Source organism: Staphylococcus borealis, assembly GCF_001224225.1.
Classification (GTDB): Bacteria; Bacillota; Bacilli; order Staphylococcales; family Staphylococcaceae; genus Staphylococcus; species Staphylococcus borealis.
Window position 1 is genome coordinate 252256 of record NZ_CUEE01000003.1, and the last position, 22927, is coordinate 275182.

At 33.7% G+C, this 22927-nt stretch carries 21 protein-coding genes; 8 read left to right on the forward strand and 13 right to left on the reverse strand.

The window, feature by feature from the left end:
* The first annotated feature begins 132 nt into the window (after positions 1–132).
* Positions 133–546 (forward strand): universal stress protein, encoded by a 414-nt coding sequence (locus AK212_RS05535; RefSeq protein WP_053029619.1) that lies wholly within the window; start codon positions 133–135, stop codon positions 544–546.
* A 283-nt stretch (positions 547–829) separates the two neighbouring features.
* Here the strand turns inward: AK212_RS05535 and AK212_RS05540 are convergent, their stop codons facing one another.
* Positions 830–1519, reverse strand: a complete 690-nt coding sequence (locus AK212_RS05540; RefSeq protein ID WP_053029620.1) for a metal-dependent hydrolase — start codon at positions 1517–1519, stop codon at positions 830–832.
* A 155-nt stretch (positions 1520–1674) separates the two neighbouring features.
* Between AK212_RS05540 and AK212_RS05545 the strand changes: the two genes are divergently transcribed.
* The gene (locus tag AK212_RS05545; protein ID WP_053029621.1) at positions 1675–2730 is read left to right on the forward strand and encodes a M24 family metallopeptidase; all 1056 of its coding nucleotides are present in this window, start codon (positions 1675–1677) and stop codon (positions 2728–2730) included.
* A gap of 76 nt (positions 2731–2806) precedes the next feature.
* On the opposite strand, the gene ald is transcribed toward AK212_RS05545, so the two are convergent.
* Positions 2807–3928, reverse strand: coding sequence for an alanine dehydrogenase (gene ald / locus AK212_RS05550; protein ID WP_053029622.1), 1122 nt, complete (start codon positions 3926–3928; stop codon positions 2807–2809).
* 143 nt (positions 3929–4071) lie between these two features.
* On the opposite strand from ald, the gene AK212_RS05555 reads away from it, so the two are divergent.
* On the forward strand, positions 4072–4569 hold the full coding sequence (locus AK212_RS05555) for a universal stress protein (RefSeq protein WP_053029623.1): 498 nt from the start codon (positions 4072–4074) through the stop codon (positions 4567–4569).
* A 289-nt stretch (positions 4570–4858) separates the two neighbouring features.
* Here AK212_RS05555 and AK212_RS05560 read toward each other — a convergent pair whose 3' ends face one another.
* From AK212_RS05560 to ezrA, 7 genes are all read right to left on the reverse strand, one after another.
* A complete protein-coding gene (locus AK212_RS05560; RefSeq protein WP_053029624.1) occupies positions 4859–6055 on the reverse strand; it encodes an acetate kinase in 1197 nt (398 codons plus the stop codon).
* Positions 6056–6135: 80 nt separating this feature from the next.
* Complete coding sequence (locus AK212_RS05565; protein WP_053029625.1) at positions 6136–7083, reverse strand: class I SAM-dependent methyltransferase; 948 nt, start codon at positions 7081–7083, stop codon at positions 6136–6138.
* 131 nt (positions 7084–7214) lie between these two features.
* The gene (gene tpx, locus AK212_RS05570) at positions 7215–7709 is read right to left on the reverse strand and encodes a thiol peroxidase (protein ID WP_053029626.1); all 495 of its coding nucleotides are present in this window, start codon (positions 7707–7709) and stop codon (positions 7215–7217) included.
* 88 nt (positions 7710–7797) lie between these two features.
* The gene (locus AK212_RS05575) at positions 7798–8574 is read right to left on the reverse strand and encodes a sulfite exporter TauE/SafE family protein (protein WP_053029627.1); all 777 of its coding nucleotides are present in this window, start codon (positions 8572–8574) and stop codon (positions 7798–7800) included.
* Positions 8575–8614: 40 nt separating this feature from the next.
* Complete coding sequence (gene thiI, locus AK212_RS05580; protein WP_053029628.1) at positions 8615–9838, reverse strand: tRNA uracil 4-sulfurtransferase ThiI; 1224 nt, start codon at positions 9836–9838, stop codon at positions 8615–8617.
* Positions 9839–10975, reverse strand: a complete 1137-nt coding sequence (locus AK212_RS05585) for a cysteine desulfurase family protein (RefSeq protein ID WP_053029629.1) — start codon at positions 10973–10975, stop codon at positions 9839–9841.
* A 436-nt stretch (positions 10976–11411) separates the two neighbouring features.
* Entirely contained in the window at positions 11412–13106 is a 1695-nt protein-coding gene (gene ezrA / locus AK212_RS05590) for a septation ring formation regulator EzrA (RefSeq protein WP_053029630.1), read from the reverse strand.
* A 129-nt stretch (positions 13107–13235) separates the two neighbouring features.
* Here ezrA and AK212_RS05595 point away from each other — a divergent pair, with 129 nt between their 5' ends.
* Both AK212_RS05595 and rpsD read left to right on the forward strand, forming a co-directional pair.
* Complete coding sequence (locus tag AK212_RS05595; RefSeq protein WP_053029631.1) at positions 13236–13703, forward strand: GAF domain-containing protein; 468 nt, start codon at positions 13236–13238, stop codon at positions 13701–13703.
* Positions 13704–13927: 224 nt separating this feature from the next.
* Complete coding sequence (gene rpsD, locus AK212_RS05600) at positions 13928–14530, forward strand: 30S ribosomal protein S4 (protein WP_011275505.1); 603 nt, start codon at positions 13928–13930, stop codon at positions 14528–14530.
* A gap of 69 nt (positions 14531–14599) precedes the next feature.
* Here the strand turns inward: rpsD and AK212_RS05605 are convergent, their stop codons facing one another.
* Complete coding sequence (locus AK212_RS05605) at positions 14600–15346, reverse strand: glycerophosphodiester phosphodiesterase (protein WP_053029632.1); 747 nt, start codon at positions 15344–15346, stop codon at positions 14600–14602.
* 78 nt (positions 15347–15424) lie between these two features.
* Here AK212_RS05605 and AK212_RS05610 point away from each other — a divergent pair, with 78 nt between their 5' ends.
* From AK212_RS05610 to serA, 3 genes are all read left to right on the forward strand, one after another.
* Positions 15425–15865: an OsmC family protein gene (locus tag AK212_RS05610; protein WP_053029633.1), complete on the forward strand. Its 441-nt coding sequence runs from the start codon at positions 15425–15427 to the stop codon at positions 15863–15865.
* Positions 15866–15970: 105 nt separating this feature from the next.
* Positions 15971–17131 (forward strand): pyridoxal-phosphate-dependent aminotransferase family protein, encoded by a 1161-nt coding sequence (locus AK212_RS05615; RefSeq protein WP_053029634.1) that lies wholly within the window; start codon positions 15971–15973, stop codon positions 17129–17131.
* Entirely contained in the window at positions 17121–18719 is a 1599-nt protein-coding gene (serA, locus tag AK212_RS05620) for a phosphoglycerate dehydrogenase (protein ID WP_053029635.1), read from the forward strand. The genes AK212_RS05615 and serA overlap by 11 nt, the downstream gene beginning before the upstream one ends.
* Positions 18720–18848: 129 nt before the next feature.
* On the opposite strand, the gene AK212_RS05625 is transcribed toward serA, so the two are convergent.
* From AK212_RS05625 to AK212_RS05635, 3 genes are all read right to left on the reverse strand, one after another.
* Positions 18849–19973: an HAD family hydrolase gene (locus tag AK212_RS05625; protein WP_053029636.1), complete on the reverse strand. Its 1125-nt coding sequence runs from the start codon at positions 19971–19973 to the stop codon at positions 18849–18851.
* A 222-nt stretch (positions 19974–20195) separates the two neighbouring features.
* Complete coding sequence (gene nagE, locus AK212_RS05630) at positions 20196–21662, reverse strand: N-acetylglucosamine-specific PTS transporter subunit IIBC (RefSeq protein WP_053029637.1); 1467 nt, start codon at positions 21660–21662, stop codon at positions 20196–20198.
* Positions 21663–22211: 549 nt separating this feature from the next.
* A complete protein-coding gene (locus tag AK212_RS05635) occupies positions 22212–22835 on the reverse strand; it encodes a lysophospholipid acyltransferase family protein (protein WP_053029638.1) in 624 nt (207 codons plus the stop codon).
* Between the last annotated feature and the right edge of the window lie 92 nt (positions 22836–22927).

The window sequence follows — 22927 nt, forward strand, 5'->3', positions numbered from 1 at the left end:
AAGCATAATGAGTTTGATTTTTTATTAAATATTAAATCAAGTTATGTAAATTAAATATTTAATTATTTTAATTATATACATTGGTAAAATTAAAATATTTTATATATAATTGAATGTGAGGAGGGATGACCTATGTATAAAAATATTTTATTAGGTGTAGATACTCAATTAAAAAATGAGAAAGCGTTAAAAGAAGTATCAAAATTGGCAGGTCCAGATACTGTAGTAACTATTTTAAATGCGATTGGTGAGCAAGATGCCCAAGCATCAATTAAAGCTGGTACACATATTAATGAATTGACTGAGAAACGTAGTCGATTATTAGAAAAAACACGTACTACTTTAGAGGATTATGGCATTGATTACGATCAAATCATTGTACGTGGAAACCCTAAAGATGAATTAGTAAAACACGCAAATAGCGGTAAATACGAAATTGTTGTATTAAGTAACCGTAAAGCTGAATCACAGAAAAAATTCGTACTAGGAAGCGTAAGCCACAAAGTAGCAAAACGTGCTACCATCCCTGTATTAATTGTAAAATAGTTAGTAAACTGTTTGAAATAAAAATTAATTTACTAGGGAGCGGGACAGAAATAACAAAATTCGTTGTCCTCCCCATCCGGCTTTGTTTGTAGAATTTCTTAGTGAAGTTCTCTTCGCTGGGGTATGGCCGTTAAAGAGGGCTAAGTTTGAAAAAGTTTGATTTAAGTCTATTTTCAAATCAGCCACCTACTGCCAAAATGATAAATAGGCTGAGACATATGACTATGTCCCAGCCTATTTTGTGTGCATTATGAAATAATTTATAAGTTCATTTACGATTAAATTAGAAAGTGACTGATTCACCAGGTTCTAATATTTGTACCTCACCTTCATGAACTGCATCTTTAAATTGCTGAGGATCTTGTTCAATTAAAGGGAATGTATTGTAATGTACAGGAACAGAGATGTTTGGTTTTACAAATTCATTGATGGCATAGCTCGCATCATCAATACCCATTGTAAAATTATCGCCAATCGGAACAAAGCAAACATCAACTGGGTGTCTATCAGCGATTAACTTCATATCACTAAATAATCCTGTATCACCCATGTGATAAATTGTTTTACCTTCTACTTCTAGAATGAGTCCCATAGGCATTCCTAAATATACCGGTATACCATTTTCATGCGTAAAGCTAGAACTATGGAAAGCTTGTACGTATTTTACACTACCAAAATCAAATGTTGCTTTCCCACCAATATTCATGCCATGCACGTCTTCTACACCATAATAAGTGCTTAAATACCCTTGTAACTCAGCAGAGCCTATTACAGTTGCGTGATTACGATTTGCTAATTCTACTACATCCCCAAAGTGATCAGCATGACCATGCGTTAAGATGATATAATCTACATCTAAGGTTTGTTCATCTAAATCACATTTGTCATTACCTGAAATAAATGGATCTACAATTACTTTTTTACCATTACCTTCAAAATAAATCGTTGATTGACCATGAAAAGAAAGTTTCATAATTATAGCCTCCTATAGCTTGATTAATTGTATTATACCCTAGCTATAAAAACTTATAACATAAACTGGAAATAAACCATTACTTTATTAAATCATTTTGAATTATCGTTCAATTAGACGTAAAATTAAACTAAATACTTAATGGAGATGATTAGATGAGTAAAATTGAAACAATAATTGAACAATTAAACCAAGCGAAAGCTGATGCGGCATGGATAACAACGCCACTGAATGTATTCTACTTCACTGGATATAGAAGTGAACCTCATGAGAGATTATTCGCTCTTTTAATTACTTCAGATGGAAGTCAAACGTTATATTGTCCTAAGATGGAAGTTGAAGAAGTGAAACGTTCTTCGTTTGATGGAAAAATCATTGGTTATTTGGACACTGAGAATCCATTTGAAATTGAACCACGCTCATTTAATAAATTATTAATTGAAAGCGAACATTTAACTGTCAAACGTCAACGTGAATTAACTCAGAACTTTGGCGTACAACACTATGGTGATATTGATCAAACAATCAAAGATTTACGTAACATTAAAAATGATTCAGAAATCGAAAATATTCGTGAAGCTGCAAAACTAGCCGATAAGTGTATTGAAATCGGAACAGCATTCTTAAAAGTTGGTATAACAGAACGAGAAGTTGTTAATCACATTGAAAATGAAATCAAAAAATATGGTGTGAGTGAAATGAGTTTCGACACAATGGTACTATTTGGTGATCACGCTGCTTCACCTCATGGAACACCAGGTGACCGAAAATTAGTCAATGATGAATATGTATTATTTGATTTAGGTGTAATATACAATCACTATTGCAGTGATATGACACGCACAGTTAAATTTGGTACCCCTTCTGAAGAAGCACAAACCATTTATAAAATTGTTTTAGAAGCGGAAACAAGCGCTATAAAAGCCATTAAAGCAGGTGTACCTTTACAAGATATCGATCAAATTGCTAGAGATATCATCAGTAACGCTGGATATGGTGAGTATTTCCCACATCGATTAGGCCACGGTCTTGGCTTAGAAGAACATGAATACCAAGATGTTTCAAGTAGCAATACGAATTTACTTGAAGCTGGAATGGTTATTACGATTGAACCAGGAATTTACGTACCGAATGTTGCAGGCGTTCGTATTGAGGATGATATATTAGTCACTGAAGATGGTTGTGAAATTCTGACACATTACGATAAATAAAATTTAAAAAATCCAGTTGTACTTATAGACTATGATAATCTATAAACAACTGGATTATTTTTATTACAATCGTTTATTAATCTTCTTTAAGTGCTTCTTCGATAGAAGTATATTCTAAACCAAAGGCTTCAGCTACACCTTTGTGTGTAACATGTCCTTTGTAAGTATTTAAACCTAATGATAACGCATGGTTAGCTTTAAATGCTTCACGGAAGCCTTTACTTGCTAATAATTGCGCATATGGTAATGTTGCATTATTTAATGCAATTGTAGACGTACGTGGTACTGCACCTGGCATATTAGCAACAGCATAGTGAACAACACCATGTTTGACATATGTTGGATCATCATGTGTTGTGATTTTGTCAGTCGTTTCAAAAATACCACCTTGGTCAATAGCAATGTCGACGATAACTGAACCATCTTTCATTTGTTTGATCATGTCTTCAGTTACCAAGTTAGGTGCTTTGGCACCAGGAATTAATACGGCACCGATAACTAAATCACTTTCTTTAACAGCATTTTCGATATTTAATGGGTTAGACATGATTGTGTTCACACGGCCATCAAATAAATCATCTAATTCAGCTAAACGTTTAGGATTAACATCTAAAATAGTAACGTTGGCACCTAAACCTAATGCGATTTTCGCTGCATTTGTACCAGCTTGACCGCCACCGATAATAGTTACTTTACCTTTTGGTACCCCAGGTACACCGGCAAGTAAAATACCCATTCCACCGTTAAATTTTTGTAGGAATTGTGATCCAACTTGTGCAGACATACGTCCTGCAACTTCACTCATTGGTGTTAATAATGGTAATGAACGGTCAGGTAATTGAACCGTTTCATAGGCAATACCTACGACTTTGTTGTCAACTAACGCTTGAGTTAATTTTTCTTCATTAGCAAGATGTAAGTATGTAAATAAGATTAAGTCTTCTTTGAAATATTTATACTCTTCTTCTAATGGTTCTTTAACTTTGATAACCATTTCTACATCCCATACAGATGATTGTTCAGATACAATTTCAGCACCTGCATCTTTGTAGTCTTTATCTTCAAAGAATGAACCTAATCCAGCATCTTTCTCAACAAGTACAGTATGACCTTGTTCTACTAATGCATGTACACCACTTGGTGATAAACCAACTCTATTTTCGTTATTTTTTATCTCTTTTGGAATACCAATTTTCATTCCATCCACCTCCATCACTATCGTAACGCTAAACCAATGAAAGCGCAATCAGAAAAAGTACACATTATTGTTAAAATATAAAGAATAAATATTCTGAAATTTGTGGTAAAATATAAGTAAGAAAAGCTAAGGGGGTTATTAAGATGTTAACATACAAAAACATTTTAATCGCAGTTGATGGTTCACACGAAGCTGAGTGGGCTTTCAATAAAGCAGTAGACGTAGCTAAACGTAATGACGCTAAATTAACTATAGTGAACATTATCGATTCAAGAACATATTCTTCTTATGAAGTATATGATGCACAATTCACTGAGAAATCTAAAAGTTTCTCTGAAGAATTATTGAAAGGTTACCAAGAAGTAGCAACACGCGCAGGCGTAACTAATGTCGAAACTCGATTAGAATTTGGTTCTCCAAAAGCTATCATCCCTAAGAAATTAGCAAGTGAATTAGGTGCCGATTTAATTATGTGTGGTACTTCAGGCTTAAACGCAGTAGAACGATTCATCGTAGGTTCTGTATCTGAGGCTATCGTTCGTCATGCACCATGTGATGTATTAGTTGTACGTACAGAAGAAATTCCTGAAGATTTCCAACCTGAAGTTGCAACACCTGAATTTAGACAACAATATTCATAAGATTAAAGCACAATCGATGTAATCAAAAATGGGATAGAGTTTAATGCTCTATCCCATTTTTTATTTATCACCAATACAACATTAGTCCCTCTTAAAATTTTCTTGGAGTCCTAAAATAATATTACTACTGTCATATCATACAGCTAAACCGTAGGAAGTCGATGGTATTACTTGAGCATATTCATACTCATTTTAAACAATGATTCGAATTTGTAATCATAAAAAAAGCACAAAAATGATGTTTAAAACAACAATCATTTTGTGCTTTTTGATTTTATCTTCCTAACGATTATAATTCGCCATATTTAACTGTATCTCTAGCAATCATAACTTCTTCATTTGTTGGAATAACAATAACTTTAACTGGAGAATGTGGGTAATTAATAAATCCTTCTTCGCCATGAATTGCTTCATTTTTCTTAGGATCCCAATAGATGCCCATGAACTCTAATCCTTCTAATACTTTCGCACGCACTGTTGAAGAGTTCTCACCTACACCAGCTGTGAAGACAATTACATCTACACCATGCATTCTTGTTGCATAAGAGCCGATGTATTTGTGGATTCTAGAAGCGAATACGTCTAATGCTAATTGCGCACGCTCTTTACCTTCTTCAGCATCACTTTCAAGGTCACGTAAATCACTTGAAGTACCTGAAATACCTAATAAACCTGATTCTTTGTTTAATACATTAAGCACTTCTTCAGCACTTTGACCTGTTTTGTGCATAATGAATGGAATTAATGCAGGGTCAATATTACCTGAACGTGTACCCATTGTTACACCTGCTAATGGTGTGAATCCCATTGAAGTATCAATTGATTCGCCGCCATCAATGGCCGCGATTGAAGCACCATTACCAATATGGCAAGAGATGATACGTAATTCTTCAATTGGTTTATCCATGATTTCGGCTGCACGTTGTGACACGTATTTATGGCTTGTGCCGTGGAAACCATATTTACGAATGCCATAATCTTTATAATATTGGTAAGGTAAGCTATATAAATATGATTGTTCTGGCATTGTTTGATGGAATGAAGTATCAAACACTACGACATGTGGAATATTTGGTAATAATTTTCTGAATGCACGAATTCCCATTAAGTTAGCTGGGTTATGCAATGGTGCTAATTCACATAGTGACTCAATTTTTTCTTCAACTTCGTCAGTAACTAATGCAGAAGTTGGGAATAACTCACCACCGTGTACGACACGATGTCCAGTACCAGCAATGTCGTTAATATCATCAATGATACCGTGTTCTTTGAAGCTATCTAACATGATGTTGATTGCTTCTTCATGGTCTTTGATATCTTTAACGTTTTTAATTTTTTCACCATTCACTTCAATTGTGAAAATTGAGTCTTTAATACCGATACGTTCTACTAAACCTTTTGTTACTATAGTTTCTTCAGGCATTCTAATGAGTTGGAATTTTAAAGAAGAACTACCAGCGTTAATCGCTAAAACTAAACTAGACATATATATTGTCCTCCAATTTATTAATTAATATCCATATTTATTTAACCATTAATACAGTCATAATTCAAGAATATCACAGTTTATTTTTTGGGATGATTTTCTTCCATCCAAGAATTCAATTCACTAATAAATCCTTGGAATTGATTTGGATTTTTAAAATCAGGAATATTTGCTAATAATACTTCAACTGGCTTAGTTTCATTCACTTTTTTCTTTTGCAAGATCAATATTGATTTACGCGCATTTTCATTTTTAAATAACGTCTTAGGTAGATTTAAAAATGCTTGCATTTCTGTCTCTGTTGCAATGAAATTTTCTAACTGTTTTACATTGTCATCTTCAAATAAATTACTTGGAACGACTAAAAATGTGAAACCTGTTTGTTTTAAGGCAGTGACTGCTTGTTCAATTAATAAATAATGTGAGTAGCTATGCCCCTCTTTAAAGCCTAATTGCAATTCATGGCTTCGCTCATCTAAAGGATAATAGCCAATCGGTAAATCACCAATCACAATATCCGCTTCTTCTAATGGTAATGGCATAATTGCATCTTGAGGGTAAACATCAAAAGGGATCTCCAAGAAATTAGCAAGATGGACACTCACTCTTGATAATACAGGGTCTACTTCAATTAGATGATGCATCACTGTTGTGTCTTTAAGCACCTCATTAACAGAAGCACTTAAATGACCAGCTCCACTAGCCATATCTACAACATGTAATTCGTTTTTATTCTCAGTAAATTTCTGAACTAAAAAGCCAAGAATTAATCCAATCGAATCAGGCGTAATCTGATGATTTGCTTGGATTGATTCCTCTTGCATTAAACTTAAGTAAGCAAATTGAAATGCCTTTCTACGGTCTTGCAACGTTGCTTGTTCTAACAATTCACGTTTATTGCGATATACATCCTCCATTGCAAGTCCTAAATTTTCAATGAAACTTTGACCATTTTGCTCATTTAAAGCTTTAGCATTTTCATCTAATGTTTTGAAAAGCTTCTCCATCACTGTTTGTTCTTCACTCATATACCTAATCCTCTCCAATAAAAAAGTGTCCATCAGGTTTATTTCTGTAAAATAATCAACGCTAGCTTTAGATAGCATTATTGAAATAAATATGGACACTTTTACGTTATATCTATTATCTAAATTGAATATTAAATGTTACGGTATGCTTCTAATGCAGCATCAAAATTAGGGAAGTCTGTACCTTCACTTACTAATTCTTTATAAACCACTTTATCATTACTATCTAATACGAAGACTGAACGCGCTAATAATCTTAACTCTTCCATAACAACACCGTATTGTTGTCCGAATGATAAATCTTTATGGTCACTTAACGTAATCACATTATCTAAACCATTAGATGCACACCATCTCTTTTGAGCAAATGGTAAATCGGCAGAAATTGTTAGAACAACGCCATCTTCTTGTGCAGCTTCTTCATTAAATTTACGTGTTTGTTGATCACACACACCAGTATCAATAGAAGGTACTACGCTGATTAATTTCTTTTGACCTTTATAATTTTCTAAACTAACTTCATTTAAATCATTATCCAGTACTTTAAAGTCAGGCGCTTGTTGCCCTTCTGAAACTTCAGAACCAGTTAAATGAATTGGATTATTTTTAAAAGTAATTTGTGTCATGATGAAATGACCTCCTATAGTATTTTCATTATATTGTTATCATACGACAGTCATAAAACTGAAATCAATCAATTGGAACTGATACATGTTAATGTTGTAACAATTGTATTATATAATCATACGTATTTTTCAAAATGAGTAGCGCCGTAACAATGATAAACAGTATTTTGACGTATCCTACACCTTTGCTTATGGCAAATTGTGCACCTACAAAGGAACCTATCACCATACTCGCTGCCATAATTAATCCATATACAAAATCAACTTGACCCAAAATAATAAAAAGAACCAATGCACCTAGATTGGACGCAAAATTTAATACTTTAGCATTACCTGCTGCACTCAAAAAATCAAAGCCAAACATCAGTAACACAAATAACATAAAGGAACCTGTACCCCCACCTAAAAAACCATCATAAAATCCAATTAGTAACAGTAAAGATGTAAACATTATGGCTTTACCAATTGTCAGCTTTGAAAAGGTGCGCACATTTCCCCAATCTTTTTTGAATATTGTATAAATAAGCACAAGCGTTAATATGATAATCACTAATGGCTTCAAAACTTGTGCAGGCAACAATGTAGCTAAACTCGCCCCACCGGCTGCAAAGATAAACACAAATGGAAAAAGTTTGAGTACAATGTTTAAATCTACTTTACCCGACCGTATAAACTTGATTGCGCTTGTAAGTGAGCCAAACGAACTAGCCAGTTTATTCGTACCTAAAGCTAGAGAAGGTGGCATTCCAATGGCTAATAGTGCTGGTATTGATATGAGGCCACCCCCACCTACGACAGCATCAATAAATGCAGCTAAGAAGCCAAACGCAATAATGATTAAAATGACATTTAACGTTATCTCCATGATGCAATTCCCCTTTATTTGAATGTATGTTTATTCTATTTTAAAATAACTCATCCATTAATGCATCAGTGTTTTGGTCTTTTTCACTTTTATAATCTTTATTAATTGTTAAGGTTTCAATATTATCTGCCGCACGTTGTACCATGTCATCAAAGTCAAATACACTTTCATATTTAACTACTTTATCAAAATCTGGTTCAGTCACAGGATTTTTTGGTGTGAAGATTGTGCAACAATCTTCATAAGGTTGAATGGACACATCAAATGTACCTATTTCACGTGCTTTTTTAATAATATCCTCTTTATCTAACGAAACAAGTGGTCTCAAAATTGGAGTAGATGTGACATCATTGATCGCATACATACTCTTTAGCGTTTGACTTGCAACTTGTCCTAAATTTTCACCATTAACAATCGCATGTGCACCAACGTTCTCTAATACAATATCAGCTACACGTAACATCATGCGACGTGTTAATGTCATCGTATATCTAGGGTGAACTACTTTATTTATTTGTTTCTGTAGTTCTGTAAATGGCACAATATGCAATTTAATTGGTCCCACTCTCTCTGATAAAATACGTGTAAGTTCAATCACTTTGTCTTTAGCCTTTTCACTTGTAAAAGGTGGGCTATGGAAGTGAATCGCCTCTATGTTTACACCACGTTTCATAATTTCCATTCCAGCTACAGGTGAATCTATGCCACCTGATAACATTAAGAGCGTTTTACCACCTGTACCAACTGGCAAACCACCGGCACCTTCAAATACTTGTGTAAAGACATAAACTCCATCCATTCTTACTTCAACTCTGACATTATGATCTGGATGTTTTACATCTACAGATATATCTTCCGTGCCTTGTAATATTGTGCCTCCAAGTTCACGTTGTAATGCATACGTATCTAATGGGAATGATTTATCTACACGTTTAACATCAATCTTAAATGTATCTCCCGCTTTGAAATCCTGAGCTAAATCAACACATAATTTTTTAATATCTTCTAATTCTTGTGATGTTTTATGCACTGGACTTACCGATTTAATACCAAAAATTTTAGTTAATCGATCGATGACTTCTTGCGCATCCGCTTCTTCAGTTAATGAGATATACATTCTATCTCTTTTCCCCTTTACATGGGTACCCTCAATCGTTTGTAATGATTTAATCACATTATCTTTCAATGCATTAACAAACTTTTTACGATTCGTTCCTTTTAAAGTTAATTCTCCATATCTAACTAATAAGTGATCGAACTTCATTTACTTTAACAACTCCTTAATTTCTGTATATATTATTTCAAATTTTTCTTTAAAATGATTAATATCATCTTCTGTAGTCAAATCACCAAATGATAATCTAATACTACCTTCTATTTTATTGTCAGCAATTCCCATCGCCATTAATACTTCATTTAATTTCCCTCTTTTAGATGAGCAAGCACTTGTCGTTGAGACCATAATATCAGATTTTGAAAATGCATTAACTAACACTTCACCTTTTACCCCTGGGAACGCAATATTTAATATTTGTGGTGCACCATCTTCAGGTGAATTAATATAAACGCCTTTATATTTTTTGAAAAATTGACGAAGCTCATTATTAAAATGACGCATACGATGGTTACGGTCATTTAAATCATCTAGTGCTAAAGCAATTGCTTTCACTAAGGAGACATTCATAGGTAAGTTAACCGTTCCACTTCGTATACCATATTCTTGGCCTCCACCATGTACAATGGGCTCTAATTTATCTTTATTATCAATTAATAGTAATCCCTGACCTTTAAGTCCATTAAATTTATGACCACTGAAACTTACACTATTAATCCCTTCAAGGTGCAATGGAATTTTACCCAATGCTTGAACAGCATCTACATGTAGATGGGCTTTAGGATAATCTTTTAATAATGTCACTATTTCATCTATAGGTTGTATTTGTCCCATAATATTATTGACATACATACAAGTAACAAGCCCGACTCTATCATTCATTAACGACGCTAAATGATTGATATCGATACGACCATCTGAAGTGATATTTACATATTTTAATTTAAAACCATCATCTTCTAAATGTCTCATTACTTCTAAAACTGATGGATGTTCTAGAACAGAAGTTATAATTTCATTAGCAAACTGTTTCTTTCTATAAGCTATCCCTTTTAAAGCTATATTGTTAGATTCTGTGGCTCCACTTGTGAATATAACATCTGTATTCTGTCCAATGGGTAGCATGGCTTGAATGCGTTCCTTAGACTGTAGCAGCACTTTTTCCGCTTGCAACCCCCACTTATGCGGACTATTAGGATTAAAATAAACCGCTTCATTAACTTTAATAAATGAATCGAGCACGTCTCTATGGGGCTTTGTAGTGGCAGCATTGTCAAAATATATCACTTATAACACTCTCTTTCATTCTCCGTTTAATTATTAATTTTATTTATGTCAAATTGAACTCTAATATACATATTTTACAAAAATAGATACTAAAGCATTATACTATTTTTAAATAAAATTAAAAGACGTCAAACATAAATTTAAATAAACTCATCTATAAAGCAATACTTAAATTTCGATATAGATAAATTTATAATCAAATTCACTTTGGTATGAAGCATAGTGATAAATATAAAAAGGAGTGGAACAGAACTCAATTAGAGTTCATTGTTCCACCCCTTACGAGGATAACTGGCTTTGAGAACAGTTGCATTAACCTTCATTCTCAATTCAATTCGCTACTGCAACATTGCGATGTAGCCTAAATATATTTTTATTTAGACAGGTTTCATTTTAAAGTAACGCGATAAAGTTATATACAACGTTAAAAGTTTAACTAGCCTTTCGCTACCTCATCTTCAATGTATTTTGTAATTCCAGGCTCTACACTTTCTAGTGCTTGTTCTGAAATTTCGATTGAGCGTTTATAACGATTATTCTTAAATAAGCGTTCTGCCTCATTTAAACTTTTATCTACATTATTATGATCCTTACGATAACGGTTTCCGTATTGAATTAAGCGCTCTGCATATACCGCATTTATCAATACATCGTTTGCTTCATCTTCAAATGTATTCATTTGAATAACAATTTTAGCAACTTTATCTTTAAGTTGTTTAACGTGGATTGGGCGTTCACTAAATTGATCATTTGTCTCACGTACTTCATGATCAATTTCATTTTTCATAATAATGAAGCGTTCAGGCACACTCGTTAAGTTTGAAGCTAAAAGTCGACGATAAACTTCTTCTTTTTTAGATTGGATACGTAAGAGGTTATCTTCCGCTTCAGCTTCGTCCTCTCTCAATTGGATGAGATGATTTTGTAATTTTTCTTGGTCCTCGTTAATGACTTTAACATGATCGTCTAAATATTCTAAGTTGTCTTTGACTTCACTATAACGGACTGCAGATTTTGCCATCTCTTTAAGAATGTCATCATAAACAGCGACTAAGTTTTGAATTTCGTTCTCATGCTGTCTAATACTATGAACATCACTTTCGTTAATGAAGTAATTTTCACGAATATAGTCGATCTCAGTACGTAAAGTATAGTTCATTTCACGTGCTTTAAATAATTCATCAGTGATTTGTTCTTTAGTTTCTTCAACTTCATTTTTTGCTTTGACTTCATGTTCAATTAAATCATACATTTCATCAAGCTTATCATTGATTTGTTCTAATTTATCATTTGCATTATCTAACTCAAGACGACTAATCATTGGCTCCACAAAATTTAACTCTGTTTTTAAACTTTGTAATGTACCATCAATTTTGACGTGATCTAAATCATAGCCATTCATCTTCAAATCACGACAACCATATTTTAAATCTTGGAACTGACCTGGAAGTTCTTTTTGCGCTTCTCGAATTAATTCCGGAATTTCTTCCATATATTCTTGAATTTCTTCCATCGATTCATTTAGCCCCATAATGTGGTTGTGTGCTTGAACATAATTACCATCCGCTTTAAGTAATTCATACTGTTCAAGTTCTGGTTCAAATGATTCTATTCTCTTTTCAAGAGGTGATGCAGCATCACCAAACTGATGTCTGTTTGCTAAAACATCACGTTTCATTTCTCGATAATTCGTTTTACATTTTTCAAAAACTTGATCGTTTTCTTTATGTAAAGCTACGATTTCATTTACTTCTTCAACTTGTTGTTGGTAGCCAGCCTCATATTTGTCCATTAACTCATGTGCGTCATCAATGTCACTTTGTGCTCCAGAAAATTGAAACTTATCAAGTTGAATTTCAGCATCGTGAATTTTCTCTTCCACAGGTGCTAAGTAGTTGTTTGTATAATCTAAGGTGTCTTGCTTAAAGGCATCATATTTCGTTCTAGTTTCACCTTTTAAATTGAATGCAGAAAGTTGTTTTAAATTTTCTTCAAAAGGTAATTTTTGAACTTTTAATTTACGTTCTTCGGCGTCTTCAACAACTTTTCGTTTATTGGAACGCAAATAAAACATGATTCCTACAATGATTAAAACAATGACAATTATTGCTAATATTGTGTATAAAACCATCTCATTCTCCTCCTATATTATCATCATTATAACGCAATTACCGCTTTCATTAAAATAGTAAATGAATGAATTGATAGAATAAATTTTTCCATTTATAATTTTAATAAAAATAACAAATGAGGTATGTGTATGCCAATAATAAAAGAAACAAATTACAATCTATTGATGAAGCAGCTTCAAAGTTTAATTGAAGATGAACAAAATCTTATTGCCATTTTAAGTAACACATCAGCCCTGTTAAACGATAATTTAGACCAAATCAATTGGGTCGGTTTTTATCTTATTGACAATGACGAGCTTATCCTTGGCCCTTTCCAAGGTCATCCAGCCTGTGTTCATATTGCAATTGGTAAAGGTGTTTGTGGTACTGCAGTAGCAGAGAATCAAACACAATTAGTTAAAGATGTTCATGCTTTTCCAGGCCATATTGCTTGTGATGCAAATAGTAAATCAGAAATTGTTATTCCTATCCACGTTAACAACGACATTATAGGTGTTTTAGATATCGATGCACCAATTAAAGACCGATTTACAATAGAAGATCAGCAAGGTTTAGAAAATATTGTTCAAGTTCTCGAAAAACAACTAACGAATTAATTAAAAAGTATTGACACATTGATAAATACTGTTACAATGGATTTTGTGTGAATTAACGAAAATAGCAGTTGTATATCAATAAGCTCTATGTTGTTCCCAATGCGGACGTGTCGCGTAACTGACGCTATAAGGTGAAGACACATAAAACAACATATCCTATTGGGCATGCAACACTCTTTTTTGTTTATTCATAACAACAAAAAAGAAAAAGGAGGAGTCTTAATATGGCTCGATTCAGAGGTTCAAACTGGAAAAAATCTCGTCGTTTAGGTATCTCATTAAGCGGTACTGGTAAAGAATTAGAAAAACGTCCTTACGCACCAGGACAACATGGTCCAAACCAACGTAAAAAATTATCAGAATATGGTTTACAATTACGTGAAAAACAAAAATTACGTTACTTATATGGCATGACTGAAAGACAATTCCGTAACACATTTGACATCGCTGGTAAACAACACGGTGTACACGGTGAAAACTTCATGATTTTATTAGCTAGTCGTTTAGACGCAGTTGTATATTCATTAGGTTTAGCTCGTACACGTCGTCAAGCTCGTCAATTAGTTGGTCACGGTCACGTTGAAGTAGATGGTCGTCGTGTTGACATCCCATCTTACTCATTAAAACCTGGTCAAGTTATCACTGTACGTGAAAAATCACAAAACTTAGACATCATCAAAGAATCTGTTGAAATTAACAATTTCGTACCAGAATACTTAGACTTTGATGCAGATAGCTTAAAAGGTACTTTCGTACGCTTCCCTGAACGTAGCGAATTACCAGCTGAAATCAATGAACAATTAATCGTTGAGTACTACTCAAGATAAGTTCATAACAATGAACAACCACCCTTCCACATGGAATGGGTGGTTTTTTTATAAACCTTTCGCTTAATTCTATAACTTAAAGAGCGCTTCAGGTAAATCAGATATGATGCCATCTACACCTAGACGTATTAGTTTTTTAGCATCTTTCGAGTGATTTACAGTGTACGGTATAACTTTCAATGAATGGCGGTGTGCATTTTTAATAAATTTAGAAGTAACTAATTTATAATTAGGATTAATAAAATCCGCGTAGTGTGATATTGCTTCAAAATCCGGAGCTTTATACCAATATTTCTTTCTACTAACAAGTAACCCTAATGGATACACACTTCCTAATGACTTTAACCGCTTCACAGATGTGTCATCAAACGATTGAATAATCGCTTTATGCTCAGGCACATTATAAGCTTTAAGCGCTTTTAGAACAGCTTCTTCAATACCCGGATACTGATGTGGCACTTTTATTTCAATAAGTAACGTTTTTGAATAGTTTTTACTTAAGGATAATACGTCTTCAAATTTAGAAATTTTTGTATTTATAAAAGAAGGATTATGTTGTATCCCAAAATCAAATGTTGATAATTCTTCAAATGTGTAGTCTTTGACTTTACCTTTACCATTAGAAGTACGATCGATAGTATCGTCATGTATAACGACTAACTGATGATCTTTACTAAAATGTACATCAATTTCTAACATATCAACATGTTGCATTAATGCAGCCTTAAAACTAAGTAGTGTATTTTCTGGAAATTGATTAGATAAACCACGATGCGCAACGATTTGAAATGCTTGATTCGGTCTATTTATTTTCATTGAAGTCACCTTTCTTTAATTATGTCACACTTTAAACTACACTAAAGTTACCATAATATAACTGGAGGTCAAACATAAATGGCTAAGCATGACTTTAAAGTACAAACCCAATGGCGTGGAGGTCGCGAAGAAGTTGGAACTGTTAGCGGCGATGTGATTACTGAACAAATTTCCATACCTGCACCACTCGGCGGTAACGGAACAGGTACTAATCCTGACGAATTACTCGTTTCTGCCGCATCTTCTTGTTATATCATCTCTTTAGCAGCTACATTAGAAAGAGCCAAATTTACCAATATTCAAATTACAAATGATTCGATAGGTACCGCCCTATTTGAAAATGGCAAATTCAAGATGGCGACGATTTCACATTATCCAAAAATTGTAGTCACTTCATCAGAAAAGGAAAAACTTGAAAATCGACTACCTAAACTATTAGAAGTCGCAGATCATAACTGCATGATATCAAATGCGATTCGTAATAATGTAGAAATTCAAATTCAAGCAACCATACAATAAACAACATCAATCACCATTAGCCTAACAATGTGGTGGTGATTGCACTTTTAAATTATCAGAATATTTGGTAAAATGGTAAAATCTTATACCGTGGGAGGAAATTTAATGAATTATTATGAACCACTATTATTAACACCAGGACCTACGCCAGTACCAAATGAAATTAATCATGCATTAGGATTGCCAATGGTCGGTCATCGCTCTCCAGATTTTGAAATTATCGCCAAAAAAGCCTTCAACAACTTGAAGACCATTTTTGGTACTGATAATGAAGTTATGATTTTAACATCAAGTGGGACAAGTGTCTTAGAATCAAGCATGTTGAATATCGTCAATCCTGATGATCATTTCGTCGTTATTGTGTCAGGTGCATTTGGTAATCGTTTCAAACAAATTGCAGAAACGTATTACACGAATGTCCATATTTATAACGTAGAATGGGGACAGCCCGTTGATGTAAATGATTTTATGACATATCTCAGTCATTTAGAACATACAATTACAGCTGTATTTACACAATTCTGTGAAACTTCAACTGCTGTTTTACATCCTGTAGCCGAATTAGGTAAGGCGTTGAAACTATTCAATCAAGCTATCTATTTCATAGTAGATGGAGTTAGTTGTATTGGTGCAGTCGATGTTGATTTGAAACGTGATTACATTGATGTTTTAGTTTCTGGAAGCCAAAAAGCAATCATGCTACCGCCCGGACTAGCCTTCGTAGCTTATTCTAACCGTGCATTGCAACGTTTCCAAGAAGTAACGACACCACGCTTTTACTTAAATTTAAATAAATACTTTGATTCATTGCAGCAGGACTCAACCCCTTTCACACCAAATGTTGGATTATTTAGAGCCGTTAACGCTTATGCTGACTTAATTAATGCTGAAGGCTTTGAAAACACAATTAAACGTCATTACATTATTAGAGATGGTTTAAGAGCGGCATTACGTGCGTTAGATTTGGAACTTTTAGTTGAAGATGATTTTGCTTCCCCTACGGTAACATCGTTTATACCAATAGATAAAGACGAACTGACTCATATCAAGTCAACGTTAAAAACAAAATTCAATATCACTATCGCTGGCGGTCAAGGAAAATTAAAAGGAAAGATTTTACGCATTGGACATATGGGTAAAGTATCTCCTTTCGATATTCTAGCTGTCGTGAGTGCATTAGAAGTCATACTTACTGATTATCGTCAGACAAATTATATTGGACAAGGTATAACAAAATTTTCAGAGGTGATTCATAGTGAAGCATAACATTCTAGTCTCAGATCCTATTTCAACTGATGGTTTACAAAGTTTATTAAACCATCCTGATTTTAACGTAGATATTAAGACGGATTTAGATGAACAAGCTTTAATTAATATTATAGGTGATTATGAGGGCTTAATCGTTCGAAGCCAAACTCAAGTTACCCAACAAGTGATTAAACACGCTAGTAGCTTGAAAGTGATTGCACGAGCTGGTGTTGGTGTGGACAATATTGATATTGATGCAGCAACACTACAAGGTATACTTGTAATTAATGCACCTGATGGAAATACCATCTCTGCAACAGAACACTCAGTAGCGATGATTTTAGCGATGGCTCGTAATATCCCTCAAGCGCACGCATCTTTAAAAAATAAAGCGTGGAATCGTAAAGCATTCAAAGGGGTAGAACTGTATCAAAAAACATTAGGTGTCATTGGGGCTGGGCGAATTGGTATCGGTGTAGCACAACGCCTTCAAAGTTTCGGTATGAACGTATTAGCTTATGACCCCTACCTTACTGAAGATAAAGCGCAACAACTCGGTGTTAAACTTGCTACTATTGACGAAATCGCAAAGCAAGCTGACTTTGTAACTGTTCATACACCATTAACACCTAAAACAAAAGGTATCGTTAATGCGGAATTCTTTTCAAAAGCAAAGCCAACGTTACAAATTATTAATGTTGCTCGAGGTGGCATTATTGATGAAGAAGCATTATTGCATGCACTGAATCACAACCAAATTGCGCGTGCAGCATTAGATGTCTTTGAACATGAACCACCTACCGATTCACCGCTAATAGATCACGAGAAAATTATTGTGACACCGCATTTAGGCGCATCAACAGTAGAAGCTCAAGAAAAAGTTGCAGTTTCAGTTTCAGAAGAAATAATAGATATTTTGGAAAAAGGAAACGTCACTCATGCAGTCAATGCACCAAAAATTAGTTTCAATGATATAGATGACATAACACAACAATGGATTGATATTGGTGAGTTATCTGGTGAATTAGCCATTCAATTGCTTGATGGTGCACCAAGAGAAATCAAAGTCACATTCAATGGTGATGTAGCCAAACAAGAAACAGATTTAATTACACGTTCAATTGTTAAGCGAATATTAGAACAAGATTTAGGTGACCGTGTCAATATCATTAATGCATTCGCACTATTAAATGAACAAGGTGTTACACGAAACGTAGAGAAACGAGCATCACAAGGTACTTTCAACAATTATATTCAAGTTCACTTAATTAGTGATTCAGAAGAAGTTAAAATTGGTGCCACTGTCATTGCTGGTTTCGGAGCACGCATTGTACGTATTAATAATTACTCAGTTGACTTTAAACCTAATGCTTATCAACTTGTTTCTTATCATGGTGATAAACCTGGCATCGTTGGATTGACTGGCCAATTATTAGGTGAACATCATATAAATATTGCATCAATGTCATTAGGAAGAAATGAACAAGGTGGCCAAGCCATGATGGTATTATCTATTGACCAACCCGCCACAGAGGAAATCATTGAAGCATTATACCGCTTAGGTGGTTTTAATAAAATTTACGGTACTACGCTTTCAGTTAAATAATTTATCTTAAGTTAAGATTAAACATCTTATGAATCCACATGATTATACCCCTTAATGATTGATTTCGTTATATCATTAAGGGGTTTTTAATATTTATAATTTACAATTTAAACACTTAAAATTTTAACTTTAGCATAAAATATATTTAATTAAACCTATATGGTCGACGATATAATCCGCTTCATAATGTTCTAATTCCTCACGTGCGTCTTGCCCTTTCAACCCAGTTAATGTACCAATAAATGTGGCACCTATTTGCTTAGCACAAAATAAATCTGCCAATGAATCTCCAACAATCACTACATCTTCTTTATTTACTATGTGATTTTGTTCCGTAATGTACTGTTTATAATTTTCCTTTTTATTTCCATTTAACGTGGCAATATAACAAAACGGATTGGGCTTGCCAAGTGGTACAAAGTCAGGATAGTCATTTTCAGCTTGCATTACGTCACTTGCAGTCACAATATGTTGATCTGAAAAGAATGATTTAATTCCAAGTGATTCAAATGGTACTAACGTTTCAGTTCTAGGTCTACCTGTGGCAATAGCAAGATGATAGCCTTTCTCTTGTAACATGTTAAGTAATGATTGAATTTCTTCAACAGGTCTTAGCACAGTTTCGTGATAAATAAAGCCGTCTATGCCATTTAGCGTCGGTTGCTTTTGTTCAACTTGTTCAAACAAGTTAGATCCTAAGTATAACTCTTGGTATACGTCTCTCGTAAGATACCATAATGGTCCTTTAAGCTTGAAGAAACTCGCATCTTTAACACTTAACTGCTCCATCGCATAGCGTTCTAGTTCTGCATAAATATTATCTTTACCACTTTGACTTTGATTAATAAACGCAATAGGCAATTCATAATTAATTTGATACGCTTTGTCGATAAATGGTTGAATTTCGCGCATGTTTGTAGCAGAGATATGACTTTCGCTTAATATCTCTTCTCGTTCTTGTAATGAAAGTTGTTTCAACAGTTGTATAAAATGAATACTAAAAACGACAAATAACATATCCCAATTTGAATTTAACCCCATCGATTTTAATCGATTTAGAATGATATCATTTTTAAAAATATTGTTGCGTATTTTAGTAATACGCTGATCATTTAATTCATTTAGTTTAAAAGATTTGCCCATACCTAAAAATTGTTCACTTTTAAGTAATGCTTCAATTGTTAGTGCTGACGTATCAAAGCAACGTTCTTCACTTAAGAATACACCATCTACATCAAATAGTATTGATTTCATAGCTTTTTCGCTCCATTATTTTTGAATATTCTGATACTTATAATCTTAACGCCTTCACACTTAATGTCAATATTACTATTATAAAAAAACTGATGAATTATAGGTGCCTCCTAAAATTCATCAGTTAGTTGAACAACATATATTTATCAATATGCCTATATCTTATCAAATCACTAAGACATATTGTGTCTGTCGACGTATTTTAAAATGATTCTATTCATTTTATAGTTGTTTTTCTATTTCATCCGCAACTTGTTGTACGTGTGTGCCAATGATGACTTGTGCTGAATGTTGACCACTTTTTGTCACACCTACTGCGCCAGCATTTCTAATTTTTTGTTCATCAATTATAGAATTATCTTTTAATTCCATTCTTAATCTTGTAGCACAATTTGTTAGCGTAGTAATATTGTCACTACCACCTAACCCCTCAAGAATTTGACTTGCAGATTGATAATACTTACTTTTACTTGATGAAGCTTTTGTATCTTCATTTTCAGTTGTATTAGCTGTAGGATCCGCTAATAAATTATCGCCACGTCCAATTGTATTAAGATTAAATATTTTAATAACAAATCTAAAGATAAAGTAATATAGTGCGAAAAATACAATCCCTTGAACCAGAATCATTAACGGGTGGTTAGCTACAGGATTAATTAACGATAATGCATAATCTATTAAGCCTGCACTAAATGAAAAGCCTGCTGTCCAGTGGAATAATGCTGCGACAAATAATGATAAACCTGTTAATAACGCATGAATCACAAATAATACTGGTGCAACAAACATAAACGCAAATTCAATCGGTTCTGTTACGCCGACCATAAATGCTGAAATAGCACTTGCTACAAACCAACCATACACTTGTTTCTTCTGACTTGATTCAGCAGTATGATACATTGCTAGAGCTGCGGCAGGCATACCAAACATCATAATTGGGAAAAATCCTGCTTGATATCGACCAGTGATACCTTTAATAGCATCTTGTCCAGTTTGGAATTTGCCGATATCATTAATGCCTGCTGTATCAAACCAGAACACTGCATTTAATGCATGGTGAAGTCCAGTAGGAATTAATAGTCGGTTGAAGAAGCCGTATAAAAATGCCCCAAATGGTCCAAATCCAATTAGCCATTTACCAAAAGCTACAATAGCAGAGTAAATAAATGGCCAAGCAAAAAGTAAAATCGCAATTAAAAATGTACAATAAAAAACAGTCATAATTGGAACTAAACGCTTACCACTAAAGAATGATAATGCTGTTGGTAATTCAACATCACTGAATTTGTTATAACAGTATGCTGCAATTAATCCTATAATAATACCTATAAATACATTTGAATTATCCATCTTACTAAATCCATCGTTGACAGCACTTACTTTGATGTTAAATAATGGTGCGATGAACTCTGGAGATAATACTTTTACAACCAGTGCATATCCTAATGCACCTGCTAATGCTACTGCACCATCGTTTTTCTTAGCCATGCCTATTGCTACACCAATTGCGAAGATAAGACCAAGTTGGCCCAATATAGCTGACCCTACAGTAGTGAAGAATAGTGATATTGTTGGTAATACATTTAATGCTTTAAGCAAATTACCGATACCAACAATAATTGCGCCTGCAGGTAATACAGCAACAGGCAACATTAAGGATCTACCTAATTTTTGAAAAAACTTAAACATTCCGTTCACTCCCAATACGTACGATATTCAATTATTTTATCGATAACTATACTATGTATACAGTTCCTTTATTAATTTACCATAAATGTAAGCGGTTTTGATGTGTCAATTTTAAATCATTTTATGAAAATTTATTATTATTAAATAAACAAAATATTTCTCTTTCTGATAATTTTAATTTGGTTTTATTTAGAGGAACTTAAGTGTTTAAACACTTAAATAAGTAGTTCTAATGATTAAAATCAAAGAACTATTTTAGAGCCTTTCCCGCAAGAAAGAGTCGCAACAAATTGAGTAAATGTTCATCTAAGCATTTCTTTAAAGGACTACAGGCTGAAACGGTCCCCTAAGAAGGGCCCCAACACAGAGAAACTGAGTTAATCAGTTTCTACAAGCAAAGCACGTTGGGCAAGCGAGCCAACATTATCAAGTATTGAAAATAAAGAAGCCAGTAAATGAATTTATAAAAAACTCAATTACTGGCATTTTTGCTAGGAATTATGTCCCAGACTCTTTATTATCGTTCTACTTTCATCTAACGAAATCATTCTATTTACTTAAACTATCTTGAATTAAATGTAATTCTTTTTGTAATTGTGCTGTACGTCTCTCGATTTCATGAGTGAGATAGTCTATTTTCTCATTTCTCTTTAAATCTTTAGGTATATCAGATGGGTATATAGGTTCACCAAATTTAATCAGTGCCTGCCCTGTAATTAAACCGTGTAATTTTGTAGGTCCAACATATGCAGCTGGTAAAATAGGTGCTTTACCTAACATTGCAATCGTTGAAGCACCTCGTTTTAATGGCGCACCTTCAACAGAAGTACGATGTCCAGTCGGGAAAATACCTACTGTTTTATTGTCTTTTAATAAATTGACTGGTCTTTTTAGTGTACTTGGCCCTGGATTTTCGCGATCTACAGGAAAGGCATTTAATGAAGTTAAAAATTGGCCAAACCATTTATTCTTAAATAATTCTTTCTTAGCCATATAATGAATTTCATTCGGTACTAAAGCCATTCCTAACATGATTACTTCATTATAACTTTCGTGTGTACATGTCACGACGAATTTATTATCTTTAGGAATATTCTCCTTACCGATAACATACAAAGATTTAGCCATTTTGACTAATATCAAATCTAATAGTTTACTGATAAATTGATACATTATGTCACCTGCTTATTGAAATATATACTTTATTGATTTTATCATTATCCTTATTTCTGAACAACTTTTCAAAAGATACATCTAAAGTCTGA

Bases quoted from the DNA above. Each gene is read 5' to 3' on its own strand.
- thiI (WP_053029628.1), bottom strand. From the start codon at position 9,838: ATGAAGTTCGATCACTTATTAGTTAGATATGGAGAATTAACTTTAAAA.
- AK212_RS05615 (WP_053029634.1), top strand. From the start codon at position 15,971: ATGAATTATTATGAACCACTATTATTAACACCAGGACCTACGCCAGTA.
- AK212_RS05575 (WP_053029627.1), bottom strand. From the start codon at position 8,574: ATGGAGATAACGTTAAATGTCATTTTAATCATTATTGCGTTTGGCTTC.
- rpsD (WP_011275505.1), top strand. From the start codon at position 13,928: ATGGCTCGATTCAGAGGTTCAAACTGGAAAAAATCTCGTCGTTTAGGT.
- AK212_RS05635 (WP_053029638.1), bottom strand. From the start codon at position 22,835: ATGTATCAATTTATCAGTAAACTATTAGATTTGATATTAGTCAAAATG.
- nagE (WP_053029637.1), bottom strand. From the start codon at position 21,662: ATGTTTAAGTTTTTTCAAAAATTAGGTAGATCCTTAATGTTGCCTGTT.
- AK212_RS05545 (WP_053029621.1), top strand. From the start codon at position 1,675: ATGAGTAAAATTGAAACAATAATTGAACAATTAAACCAAGCGAAAGCT.
- AK212_RS05560 (WP_053029624.1), bottom strand. From the start codon at position 6,055: ATGTCTAGTTTAGTTTTAGCGATTAACGCTGGTAGTTCTTCTTTAAAA.
- AK212_RS05565 (WP_053029625.1), bottom strand. From the start codon at position 7,083: ATGAGTGAAGAACAAACAGTGATGGAGAAGCTTTTCAAAACATTAGAT.
- AK212_RS05540 (WP_053029620.1), bottom strand. From the start codon at position 1,519: ATGAAACTTTCTTTTCATGGTCAATCAACGATTTATTTTGAAGGTAAT.
- AK212_RS05595 (WP_053029631.1), top strand. From the start codon at position 13,236: ATGCCAATAATAAAAGAAACAAATTACAATCTATTGATGAAGCAGCTT.
- AK212_RS05610 (WP_053029633.1), top strand. From the start codon at position 15,425: ATGGCTAAGCATGACTTTAAAGTACAAACCCAATGGCGTGGAGGTCGC.
- ezrA (WP_053029630.1), bottom strand. From the start codon at position 13,106: ATGGTTTTATACACAATATTAGCAATAATTGTCATTGTTTTAATCATT.
- AK212_RS05535 (WP_053029619.1), top strand. From the start codon at position 133: ATGTATAAAAATATTTTATTAGGTGTAGATACTCAATTAAAAAATGAG.
- tpx (WP_053029626.1), bottom strand. From the start codon at position 7,709: ATGACACAAATTACTTTTAAAAATAATCCAATTCATTTAACTGGTTCT.
- AK212_RS05625 (WP_053029636.1), bottom strand. From the start codon at position 19,973: ATGAAATCAATACTATTTGATGTAGATGGTGTATTCTTAAGTGAAGAA.
- AK212_RS05605 (WP_053029632.1), bottom strand. From the start codon at position 15,346: ATGAAAATAAATAGACCGAATCAAGCATTTCAAATCGTTGCGCATCGT.
- ald (WP_053029622.1), bottom strand. From the start codon at position 3,928: ATGAAAATTGGTATTCCAAAAGAGATAAAAAATAACGAAAATAGAGTT.
- AK212_RS05555 (WP_053029623.1), top strand. From the start codon at position 4,072: ATGTTAACATACAAAAACATTTTAATCGCAGTTGATGGTTCACACGAA.